Raw genomic sequence first — 12074 nt, 5'->3', positions numbered from 1 at the left:
ACTTCATGAACTATTACTACTTCAATCTCAACATTTCATATCAAACGTTTTTATCTCATTATTCTGGTGCGGCAAGTGTTGTTCAAGTTGTCACACACAACGGTTTGCGTTTGCAGTTACCCGCCGCGAGATTTAGACCATTTCTTAGTCAATTGGGCGTTAGAGGCCAGTTTAGACTAACAACTGACCAAAATAATAAGTTTCTTAAGTTAGAAACTCTGTGATGTATTGTATTTGCAGAGAGTTAAATAGGAATCTTAGTCACAGAATCGGACATTTCACCTCTTACCACTACGATTAGTTGTTAAACATTTGTAATTATGCTTTTACAATGGGCACATGCATTACCTATGCTTAGTTTCTAAGGTAACAACCTAGCTACTAAGTCCCCCTACAAAACAACAATTCTAATGTGGAGTGTGAATATGACCGCGCGTGAAAATGTAGTGCCGGTTCTGCTTGAAAAGGTTTACCAACTGATTCAAGACAAACTCGAGCTTTCTCACCAAACGCTTGTAACTAAACTTGCTCAACACTTATTCAGTAACATTGCTGATGATGATCTAATTCAGCGAAACGAATCCGACCTTTATGGTGCTGTCGTTAGCCTTTGGCACCATATCAATGAAAAAAAACCAGAAGAGATTTCGGTTCGAGTATTTAACCCGACCGTAAGTCGTCAAGGCTGGCAATCCACACACACAATCGTAGAAATTGTTGTTCCAGATAGTCCATTCTTAGTGGACTCAGTCAAAATGGCTTTAGCACGTTTGGATCTTGTTTGTCACCTAATGTTGAATAACCCAACACAGATTCAGCGTGATAAAAAAGGCCAAGTTACAGACGTAAACGGTGAGGGTGGTGTTCTTCAATCACTTTTCCACATAGAGGTAGACCGCCTTACTAGTAAAGACGAGATGCAAGCGCTTAAAGAAGAGCTGTTAAGAATTCTATCTGATACTCGCTTAGTCGTTGATGACTGGAAGCAGATGGTTGATAAGCTTAAGTTTGTTACTGATGAACTTGAGAAAAATAAAGATCGTGTTTCTATCCAAACTGATCGTATGGATGAAACGATCGCATTTCTTCGTTGGCTAGAAGATCATAACTTTACCTTTATGGGTTATAAAGATTATGACTTAAAAGAGGTCAATGGTGATACCGAACTTGTTCCTGCTAAAGAAAAAGGACTAGGTCTGTTTGCTGATGACAAGCGCGTGCGTAGCGTCAAGCTCTCTGAATTATCAGATTCAGCGCGATTAGAAGCGAAAAAACCATACGCTCTGATCATCACCAAAGGTAACAAAGCATCTCGTATCCACCGTCCGGCTTATACTGATTACATCGGTATTAAAAAGTTTGATGAAAACGGTAAAGTAATAGGTGAGCATCGCTTTACTGGTTTATATACCTCCGCCGTTTACAACCAAGCGGTACAAAGTATTCCTCTGATCCGTGAAAAAGTTGACCGTATCCTTGAAGCAAGTGGATACCGCCACGGATCATACTCATACAAAGCATTGCACAATATCTTAGAAAACTACCCACGCGACGAGTTGCTTCAAGCTAATGAAGAAGAGCTGCTTGAGGTGGGAATGGGTGTTGTACAAATGCAAGATCGTGACTTGCTGCGTTTGTTTGTTCGTAAAGACCCATTTGGTCGTTTCTTCAGTTGCATGGTTTATGTCACTAAAGATCGTTACAACACAGAATTGCGTCGTCAAACTCAACGCATTCTTAAGCAGTACTTTGGTTGCGAGCAAGAGGTTGAATTTACAACGTACTTCTCAGAAAGCCCACTAGCGAGAACACATTACATTGTTCGTGTAGACAATAACAACATTGACGTAGACGTGAAAAAGATCGAGCAAAATCTAATGGAAGTTTCTACCTCTTGGGATGACAGACTAAAAGAATCCATCATTGCTAACTTTGGTGAAAGTAAAGGCCTTCCTCTTTCAAAAGAATATATGAGTGCGTTCCCTCGCTCATACAAAGAGGACATGATGCCAGGTTCTGCGGTTGCAGATATCGAGCGCTTAGAAGCGTTAAGTGATGATAATAAACTTGGTATGTTGTTCTACCGACCTCAAGAAGAGGGAGCTGATTCCAAAGCTGTCCGCTTAAAGTTATATCATCGCGATGAACCAATTCACCTTTCTGACGTAATGCCGATGTTGGAAAACCTTGGTTTGCGTGTGATTGGCGAATCGCCATATGAGATCGAGAAAAACAACGGTCAGACCTTCTGGATCCTTGACTTCTCTATGCTGCATAAGAGCGAGAAAACCGTTGACCTTCGTGAAGCTCGTGATCGTTTCCAACAAGCATTTGCTGCCATTTGGGCGGGTAATCTTGAAAGTGATGGTTTCAACCGATTGTTATTAGGTGCGTCTTTATCTGGCCGTGAGATTTCCATTCTTCGCGCTTACGCACGATACATGCGCCAAGTCGGCTTCCCATTCAGTCAGCAGTACATCGAAGACACGCTAAGCCACTACCCAGACTTAGCGACAGGTCTAGTCAAGCTGTTCACCAAGCGATTTGATCCGAAACACAAAGGCAGCGAGAAAGGCCAAAACGATCTAATTAAAAAGCTAACAGAGCAGTTGGATCGTGTAGAGAGCTTGGATGATGATCGTATTATTCGTCGTTATATCGAAATGATCATGGCGACGCTTCGTACCAACTACTACCAAGTAGACGAGAATAAGCAGCCTAAGCCTTGGTTATCTTTGAAAATGAAGCCAAGCGATATTCCTGAGATTCCGCAGCCTGTACCTGCATTCGAGATCTTTGTTTACGCACCAGATATTGAAGGTGTTCACCTTCGTGGTGGAAAAGTGGCTCGTGGTGGTTTGCGTTGGTCAGATCGTCAAGAAGACTTCCGTACGGAGATTCTTGGCTTAGTGAAAGCGCAACAGGTTAAGAACACTGTAATTGTACCAGTGGGTGCAAAAGGCGGCTTCGTTTGTAAACGCCAGCCATCTCTCACCAGTCGTGATGAAATTTTTGCGGAAGGTCAGCGTTGTTACAAACGCTTTATCCGTGCACTGCTTGATGTGTCAGATAACATCATTGAAGGAGAGGTGGTACCACCACAAAACGTTGTTCGTCACGATGAAGATGACCCATATCTAGTAGTGGCTGCCGATAAAGGCACAGCAACCTTCTCAGATTTGGCAAACTCTGTTTCTGCAGAATACAACTTCTGGCTAGGTGACGCATTCGCTTCAGGTGGTTCAAACGGTTACGATCACAAAGCAATGGGAATCACCGCAAAAGGTGGTTGGGAATCTGTTAAACGTCACTTCCGTGAAATGGGCATCAACTGTCAGACCACTGATTTTACTGCAATCGGTGTAGGTGATATGGCAGGTGACGTGTTCGGTAACGGTATGCTGTTATCGAAGCATATTCGATTGCAAGCTGCGTTTAACCACATGCACATCTTTATTGATCCAAATCCAGATTCAGCCAGCAGCTGGGAAGAGCGTAACCGCTTGTTTAATTTGCCAAGATCAAGCTGGGAAGATTACAACAAAGACTTGATCTCTCAAGGTGGTGGCATCTTCTCTCGTCGATCAAAATCGATCCAGTTGACGCCAGAAATTCAGAAAATGTTAGGTACGAAGAAAGCATCTTTGGCGCCTAACGATCTGATAAAGATGATCTTGAAAATGAAAGTCGATCTTCTTTGGAACGGTGGTATCGGCACTTACGTTAAATCATCGACAGAAACTCATACAGATGTTGGTGACCGTGCTAACGACATGCTGCGCATTGACGGCCGTGACTTAAGAGCCAAAGTGGTTGGCGAAGGTGGTAACTTGGGTATGACTCAGCTTGGTCGTATCGAATACGCACTAACTGGCGGTCGAGTGAACACGGACTTCGTTGATAACGTAGGTGGCGTTGACTGTTCGGATAATGAAGTCAACATCAAGATCTTCCTCAATGGACTGGTTTCAAATGGCGATCTTACGGTTAAGCAACGTAACCAAATTCTAGAGTCTATGGAAGACGAAGTGGGTGAAATTGTCTTGGATGATGCTTACCGTCAGTCGGAGTCGATCTCTGTTACTGAACAGCAAGGTGTTGGCATTGTTAAGGAGCAAATTCGATTCATCCACACTATGGAGAAAGCAGGGTACTTGGACCGTGCTCTCGAATACATTCCTGATGATGAAACGCTAATCGAGCGTGAAAAACAGGGACTAGGTCTGACTCGCCCTGAGCTATCAGTGTTAGTTGCCTACGGTAAAATGGTACTTAAACAGCAACTTGTTACGGATGAAATCGCAAATGATGAATTCCATGCAAAACAACTTGTTGAATATTTCCCAAGTGCGTTACGACGTAACTATAAAGATCAAATGGTTAATCACCCACTGCGAGCTGAAATTATCGCTACAGCATTGGCTAACCAGATGGTTAATGAAATGGGCTGTAACTTCGTTACTCGTTTGCAAGAAGAAACTGGTGCAAGTGTTGTCGATATTGCCAACGCTTACAGTGCGGCTAGAGAAATCTTTGATTTAGAAGAAATCCTCAAGCAAACTCGCAAACTTGATAACGTTGCGACAGCGCAAGCTCAATACGAAATTATGTTTTACGTGCGCCGAGCACTGCGTCGAATTGCACGCTGGTTGCTTCGTAACCGTAGCGGCAAATGCACGGTCGGTGAGTTGATTGCTATCTACAAGCAAGATGTCAATGTTATCACTGAAACCCTAGACACTATGTTAGTTGAGTCTGAAGTTGAAGAACACAATGAGTTGGCTCAAGGTTGGATAGAGAAAGGGGTTGAAGAGAAACTCGCTCACCAAGTTGCCCGCTTATCAAGCTTACAATCTGCACTGGATATTTCATCAGTAGCAAGTGAAACAGGTAAAACGGTTGAGCAAGCATCGAAACTCTACTTTAACTTGGGTGACCGTTTATCGTTGCATTGGTTCTTGAAGCAAATTAATAGCCAAGCCGTTGATAACAACTGGCAAGCACTTGCAAGAGCGGCATTCCGTGAAGATCTGGACTGGCAACAACGTCAACTTACCGCTCAGGTACTGACTTGTGGCTGCTCAACCGAAGAGCTTGACGTGATGGCTGCGTTAGAAGATTGGATTGAAACTAACGAGCAATCGTTGCACCGCTGGGAGAGTATCTTAAACGAGTTCAAAGTTGGCTCAGTACACGAATTTGCTAAGTTCTCTGTAGCACTTCGAGAGCTAGTACTTTTAAACCTCAACTGCTCATCGAAAGAGTAGTGGAATAATCAAGTCATAAGTAAAAGCCTCGTTATTTAACGGGGCTTTTTATTATCTATTATTCACATTTGGAACGAAAATAGTTACATTGTCACATTGAGTTGAAATTAAAACAGAGTGAAATCGATTGCTTTTAAGCGGTTAGTTACGATTTTTATCGCAGAAACTTGATTGTAATTGTTTGTTTTATATTTGAAAATCTTATAAAGATATAGGTTTTTACTTATTACGTTCATTTTCATTGAATTACGATGAAAAACGGTAAATAATATTGTCCCGTTTATACGGGGCTTTTTTCTTTCGGAGGCACAATGCTTTACCGTCTAGCCAGAACTGGCTTTTTCCAACTCGATGCCGAGAAGGCACATGATCTTGCAATCAAGAACTTCCAACGCTTTAACGGCACACCACTTGATCTCTTTTACCGCCAACAGTTACCAACTCGTCCAGTTGAGTGTATGGGTCTAACATTCCGTAACCCTGTTGGTCTTGCGGCTGGTTTAGATAAAAACGGCGAATGTATTGAAGCATTTGATGCCATGGGCTTTGGCTTTGTCGAAGTCGGCACTGTAACGCCACGACCACAACCAGGTAATGATAAACCACGCTTATTCCGTTTAGTGGAAGCAGAGGGGATCATCAACCGCATGGGCTTTAATAACCTAGGCGTTGATAATTTGATCGAGAATGTTAAACGAGCAAAATTCAATTGTGTTCTCGGAATTAATATCGGTAAAAATAAAGATACGCCAATTGAAAAAGGGGCAGAGGACTACCTGATTTGTATGGAAAAAGTGTATGAGTATGCTGGCTATATTGCAGTAAACATCTCATCGCCAAACACTCCAGGTCTTCGTTCACTTCAATATGGTGAAGCGCTTGATGAACTGCTTTCCGAATTAAAAGCGAAACAAGCGGAGTTATCAGAGAAGTACAACAAGTATGTCCCGTTAGCATTAAAGATTGCGCCAGATTTAAGTGACGATGAAATCTGCCAAATCTGCGATTCTTTATTGAAAAACAATATAGATGGTGTGATCGCGACTAACACAACTTTGGATCGCACGATCGTAGAAGGGATGAAACACGCCAATGAGGCAGGTGGCTTGAGTGGTCGCCCTGTGCAATCACGCTCTACGGAGGTCGTACGTAAGCTTCATGAAGAGCTTGGAGACAAACTTCCAATTATCGGTGTTGGTGGTGTAGATTCCTATGTTGCAGCCAAAGAAAAGATCATGGCAGGCGCTAAACTTGTTCAAGTCTACACTGGCTTTATTTACCACGGCCCAGGTCTCGTACGTGATATTGTTAAGAATCTTTAACATATACATCAAAAACTACTGAAAAATCAGTACCTGTTACATAAAAAAGAGGACTTTGTTTCCTCTTTTTTTTTATCCGTTCGTTTGTAGAATTTAAAAATCACGAGTAGGTAATTAAGCGTCTTACCTCTTTACCACTGATTTAACTAGTCAAGAGAGAACGGAATAATGCTTAAACCCAGCGACAAATGGAATTGGTATTTTGACGAGCAAAAAGCTTGCTTAATGCTGGATCTGGGGGAGGAAATGATTTTCCAAACCAATCTATCCCGAAAATTGTTGGTTAACTGTGCCTTCTCAAACAGTGAATTTACCGTTGATGACGCCAGCGCATTTCAAACGTTTAATGAGCGCATTCGCTGTCTCGATATCAGTGAATATCGCCAAGCTGAATTAACACTGTATTGTGTTGCTGCAAAGCGTTTTCATAAACCTGTACAGCCTAAGAGCTGGTTCTTCGATGCACAGTCCTCTGATTATGAACCTCAAGAAGGGGACATGGTCTTTCTCACAAATCAATATTCTGATGGTATGTTCATCGTTCTAGAACCAGGCGAAACATCGAGCTTATGTGCTTATGTTAACCAAGAAGCCTTTGTTCTTGATGGCAATAAGGCGCTTCAATTTGGGCAGCCGATTAAAGTAATGCATGATCGCATGGCTTGTGCAAACCACCTCTTTGCAATGACCCCTATGGCAATGGTGGGTTAAAGCTGTTTAATTTTTCTTTATTTCGTTCCTTTGTTTGCCTTAATCGACCTTAGTGGGTCGATTTTTTTTGTCCTTTCCTCTGACACTCCAATCCGAAATACCATGAAACTGTTTGTTTTCTATGCATGCAAACATGAAGCTGGTCACTTTTATTTTACTTATTTCAATTTGATTACTCCTTTAACTAGGCAACCTAGCGCCTAAAACAACCCTATTTATTCCCCTATAAAGGGTATTTGTAAGTAATTTACATCAATCAATCCACACTGGTATATACCAAAGTGAGCGTAAATAAGTATTCACTTCTTCTAAAGGAAACAAAATACGTTCATGAATGAAAAACATTCAAACTAAAGATGTTGAAAGTTTTAGATCATTTGAGTGGTGATGATTTGAACTAACGGGTGGGAAAATACCTTTAAAAACGAGGCATTGATCGTAAAGTCAGGTATAATTGAAGCTATTTTTTATCAGCGAAAGAACACTATGAATCAATATCTCGCGGTAACTTCAAATGGCATGGAAAATTTGCTTGTTGAAGAACTGACTAAACTAGGCATTGAAAATGCGAAACCAGTACAGGCAGGCGTAAAATTTAAAGCGACAAACGAACAGGTTTATCGCTGTTGTTTGTGGAGCCGTTTAGCGTCTCGATTTGTACGTGTTTTATCTGAGTTCACGTGTAACAACGACATGGACTTGTATCTATCCACTTCCACTATTAACTGGGTTAACCAATTTCATAGCTCTAAACGCTTTGTTGTGGACTTTAACGGCACAAACCGTGAGATTAGAAATAGCCAATACGGGGCTATGAAGGTCAAAGATGGCATCGTAGATTGCTTTGAGAACAAAGGCTTGCCACGTCCTAATATCAGCAAAGAACGCCCAGATATTCGTATTCACGTTCGTTTGCATAAAGATAAAGCGTTGCTTGGGGTAGACATGGTAGGTAGTGGTCTTCATCAGCGTGGTTATCGACCAGAATCGGGTCGTGCGCCATTACGTGAAACGCTTGCTTCTGCGATTATCATGCGTTGTGGCTGGGATGGGCATCAACCATTACTCGATCCAATGTGTGGTTCTGGTACTTTGCTTATTGAAGCAGCAATGATGGCAGCCAACATGGCACCTGGCGTTAAGCGCAAACAATGGGGCTTCGAAGTTTTGGAAGACTTTGAACCGGAGACCTGGGCTGAGATTAAATCAGAGGCTAATGTTCAAGCTAGACGAGGTGTCAAGAAAGTTGACGCTAAGTTTTTTGGATTCGATAACGACCCCAAAGTATTAAAAGTCGCTCAAGAAAACGCCCGCAGAGCAGGTGTTGAAGAGTTGATTGAGTTTGCGCAAGGTGATGCTGCAACTATTACTCGTCCCGCAGGATTTGAACACGGTGTTATCGTTTCAAACCCACCTTACGGTGAGCGTCTAGGAACTGAGCCGGGGCTGATTGCGCTCTATACCGCATTCGGTGGACAGCTAAAATCAGAGTTTGGCGGATGTAAAGCATCTATCTTCTCTAGCTCAGACGAGCTCTTGAGTTGCCTTCGCATGCGCGCTGATAAACAGTTTAAATTGAACAACGGTGCGTTACCGTGTCACCAAAAGAACTACAGCATTGCCGAGCGCAGCGCTGATGAAGTTAAAGGTGCAGATACTAACGTTCAAATCGCACCAGACTTCTCAAACCGTTTGAAGAAAAACATTGGCAAGATTGGCAAGTGGGCTCGTAAAGAGAAACTAGACTGCTATCGTATCTACGATGCAGACCTTCCAGAATACAACGTAGCGATCGACGTGTACGGCGATCAAATTGTGATTCAAGAGTACGCAGCACCTAAGAACATCCCTGAAGAAAAAGCCAAGCGTCGTCTAACGGACATTATCCGTGCGACGATTCAGGTGACCGGTGTCGAAGCGAACAAAGTTGTACTGAAAGTTCGTGAGAAGCAGAAAGGTCGAAGCCAGTACCAAAAATTAGGTCAGGTATCAGAGACGCTCGAAGTAAACGAGTACGGTGTGAAGCTGATCGTGAACCTTCATGACTACCTAGACACAGGCCTGTTCTTGGATCATAAGATCACTCGTCGTCGTCTTGGCGAAATGGCACAGGGTAAAGATTTCCTTAACTTGTTTGCTTACACTGGTAGTGCAACAGTGCACGCTGCAGTTGGTGGTGCGCGTTCCACTACAACTGTCGATATGTCAAACACCTACTTGAATTGGGCGAAAGACAATATGCAGCTTAATGGCTGTGTAGGGCGCCAACATAAATATGAACAAGCGGACTGTTTGCAATGGCTAGAAAACGCAAAAGGTGAGTACGACTTGATCTTTATTGACCCACCTACGTTCTCTAACTCTAAGCGTATGGAAACATCATTCGATGTACAACGTGACCACATTAAGCTAATGAAGAACCTCAAACGTTTACTGAGAAGTGAAGGCACAATCGTATTTTCAAATAACAAACGTCATTTCAAGATGGATGAAGAATCACTCGCTGAATTGGGTTTGAAGGCTCAGAATATTTCTTCTCAAACGTTACCATTAGATTTTGCGCGTAATAAACAGATTCATAACTGTTGGCTAGTAACGCACGCGTAGTATAAACAAAAGGATTAATACGTGCTGATATTGTATAGCACGGAGGGATGCCATCTTTGTGAGATGGCATTTGCTCTAGTAGACCAAGTCGGTTTGGCCGAGCAAACAGATATCATCGATATTGCGTTCGATGATGTACTATTTTCTCGTTACGGCGTCACAATACCCGTCTTAAAATATCAAGATTCTGAGTTGAACTGGCCGTTTGACTTAGAACAACTCACACATTGGTTGGATAATAATGGCATTACTTACCATTCATAACGCACAACTTGCATTTGGTGACCACCCATTGCTAGACAAAGCGGAGTTCGCTCTTCAAGAAAACGAACGCGTTTGTTTAGTTGGTCGTAACGGAGCAGGTAAGTCCACGTTAATGAAAGTGCTTGCCGGCGACATTTTGTTGGATGATGGCAAGATTCAAATAACTCAAGACGTAGTAGTTTCTCGGCTTGAACAAGATCCACCGCGCAATCAAGAGGGTACAGTTTACGAATACGTATCTGGCGGTTTGGCTGAAATCGGCGAACAATTGAAGATCTATCACGATCTTCTCGATCTTGTTGCTCAAGACCCAAGTGAGAAGAACATTAACCGTTTGGCGAAAGTTCAAGAGCAACTTGATCATTCTAACGCTTGGCGCTTTGATGACCGTGTTAAGAACGTACTTGGCTCTTTAAAACTAAGCCCAGAAACCAAACTGACCGATCTATCCGGTGGCTGGCAACGTAAAGCTGCTTTAGCTCGTGCGCTGGTTTGTGATCCTGATGTATTGCTTCTTGATGAACCAACAAACCATCTCGATGTGACAACGATCGAATGGTTAGAGAACTTCTTAAAAGACTTCAAAGGCTCGATCATCTTTATTTCTCACGACCGTGCATTCATCAAGTCGATGGCGACACGCATCGTTGACTTAGATCGCGGTCAATTAGCTTCTTTCCCTGGTAATTACGAACAGTATTTGAATGACAAAGAAGAAATGCTTCGCGTCGAAGAAATGCAAAATGCTGAGTTCGATAAGAAACTAGCTCAGGAAGAAGTGTGGATTCGTCAAGGCATTAAAGCACGTCGTACTCGTAATGAAGGCCGTGTTCGAGCCCTTAAAAAGCTTCGTGAAGAGCGTCGTGACCGTCGTGAAGTTCAAGGTAAAGTTAACCTAAACATCGATGATGCTTCTCGTTCAGGTAAGATTGTATTTGAAGCAGAAAATGTATCTTTTGCTTACGAAGGCAAGACAATTGTCGACGACTTTAGCTTTAACATCATGCGTGGTGACCGTATTGCACTTATCGGACCAAATGGCTGCGGTAAGAGTACGGTACTTAAATTGCTACTAGGGCAATTGGAAGCGCAGTCTGGTCGTTTACACTGCGGAACAAAATTAGAAGTCGCGTACTTTGATCAGTACCGAGAGATTTTGGATCCAGAAAAGACAGTGATCGATAACTTAGCGGATGGGAAACAAGAAGTAATGGTTGGGGGACGTCAGCGTCATGCGCTGAGTTATCTTCAAGACTTCTTATTTGCACCTAAGCGCGCCAGAACCCCGGTTAAGGCACTTTCTGGTGGTGAGAAAAACCGATTATTGCTAGCCCGCATCTTGTTGAAACCAAACAACTTACTTATTCTTGATGAACCAACTAACGATTTGGATATCGAAACGTTGGAACTTTTAGAAGAAATGCTTGCCAATTATCAGGGTACATTATTGTTAGTGAGTCACGACCGTGAGTTCGTAGACAACACAGTAACAACAAGCTGGATTTTTGAGGGTAACGGTATAATCGAAGAGTTCGTTGGTGGTTATCATGATGCTAAACAACAGCGTGACCAAGTTCTTGCTTCGCGCAGTCAGGTTGAAAAACCAACGAAGAAAGAGAAAGTGGTTGAGGAAACTCCCAAAACTACGCAACCTAAGAACAATTCGAAGAAGTTATCGTATAAGCTGCAAAGAGAATTAGAGGCTCTACCAGCTAAACTTGAACAATTAGAGTCGGATATCGAGAGCCTTCAGGAGCAAGTGAACGATCCAGAGTTCTTTGCTAAACCTGTAGAGCAAACTCAGCCGGTATTGGAACAGCTTGCTGCACTAGAGCAGGAGTTGGAAATCGCATTCGAGAGATGGGAAGAACTCGAAGCAATGCAACAGGATAGTTAAGAATTC

Annotated in this window: 7 protein-coding genes; all 7 read left to right on the top strand. The window is 42.6% G+C overall.

Annotation, left to right across the window (positions count from 1 at the left end; translation table 11 throughout):
• Nucleotides 1-5: 5 nt before the first annotated feature.
• Nucleotides 6-224 carry a DUF2835 domain-containing protein gene (locus R7F64_RS06250; protein ID WP_005377440.1) on the top strand — a complete coding sequence of 73 codons (219 nt, stop codon included), beginning with the start codon at nucleotides 6-8 and terminating at the stop codon, nucleotides 222-224.
• Nucleotides 225-425: 201 nt separating this feature from the next.
• A complete protein-coding gene (locus R7F64_RS06245; protein WP_042522994.1) occupies nucleotides 426-5267 on the top strand; it encodes an NAD-glutamate dehydrogenase in 4842 nt (1613 codons plus the stop codon).
• A 311-nt stretch (nucleotides 5268-5578) separates the two neighbouring features.
• Nucleotides 5579-6589: a quinone-dependent dihydroorotate dehydrogenase gene (pyrD, locus tag R7F64_RS06240; RefSeq protein ID WP_017634281.1), complete on the top strand. Its 1011-nt coding sequence runs from the start codon at nucleotides 5579-5581 to the stop codon at nucleotides 6587-6589.
• Between the two features lie 168 nt (nucleotides 6590-6757).
• Nucleotides 6758-7300 (top strand): cell division protein ZapC, encoded by a 543-nt coding sequence (locus tag R7F64_RS06235; RefSeq protein WP_005377444.1) that lies wholly within the window; start codon nucleotides 6758-6760, stop codon nucleotides 7298-7300.
• A gap of 486 nt (nucleotides 7301-7786) precedes the next feature.
• Nucleotides 7787-9907, top strand: a complete 2121-nt coding sequence (gene rlmKL, locus R7F64_RS06230) for a bifunctional 23S rRNA (guanine(2069)-N(7))-methyltransferase RlmK/23S rRNA (guanine(2445)-N(2))-methyltransferase RlmL (RefSeq protein WP_053350765.1) — start codon at nucleotides 7787-7789, stop codon at nucleotides 9905-9907.
• A 21-nt stretch (nucleotides 9908-9928) separates the two neighbouring features.
• A complete protein-coding gene (locus R7F64_RS06225) occupies nucleotides 9929-10171 on the top strand; it encodes a glutaredoxin family protein (protein WP_017821808.1) in 243 nt (80 codons plus the stop codon).
• On the top strand, nucleotides 10149-12068 hold the full coding sequence (locus R7F64_RS06220; RefSeq protein WP_054730902.1) for an ABC transporter ATP-binding protein: 1920 nt from the start codon (nucleotides 10149-10151) through the stop codon (nucleotides 12066-12068). The genes R7F64_RS06225 and R7F64_RS06220 overlap by 23 nt, the downstream gene beginning before the upstream one ends.
• Nucleotides 12069-12074 lie beyond the last annotated feature (6 nt).

This window comes from Vibrio sp. Vb1980 (assembly GCF_033338615.1).
Lineage (GTDB): Bacteria > Pseudomonadota > Gammaproteobacteria > Enterobacterales > Vibrionaceae > Vibrio > Vibrio alginolyticus.
This window is presented reverse-complemented; position numbering and strand designations above follow the sequence as displayed.

Coding starts and splice junctions, on each gene's coding strand:
- R7F64_RS06250 (WP_005377440.1), top strand. CDS start 6: ATGAACTATTACTACTTCAATCTCAACATTTCATATCAAACGTTTTTA.
- R7F64_RS06245 (WP_042522994.1), top strand. CDS start 426: ATGACCGCGCGTGAAAATGTAGTGCCGGTTCTGCTTGAAAAGGTTTAC.
- pyrD (WP_017634281.1), top strand. CDS start 5,579: ATGCTTTACCGTCTAGCCAGAACTGGCTTTTTCCAACTCGATGCCGAG.
- R7F64_RS06235 (WP_005377444.1), top strand. CDS start 6,758: ATGCTTAAACCCAGCGACAAATGGAATTGGTATTTTGACGAGCAAAAA.
- rlmKL (WP_053350765.1), top strand. CDS start 7,787: ATGAATCAATATCTCGCGGTAACTTCAAATGGCATGGAAAATTTGCTT.
- R7F64_RS06220 (WP_054730902.1), top strand. CDS start 10,149: ATGGCATTACTTACCATTCATAACGCACAACTTGCATTTGGTGACCAC.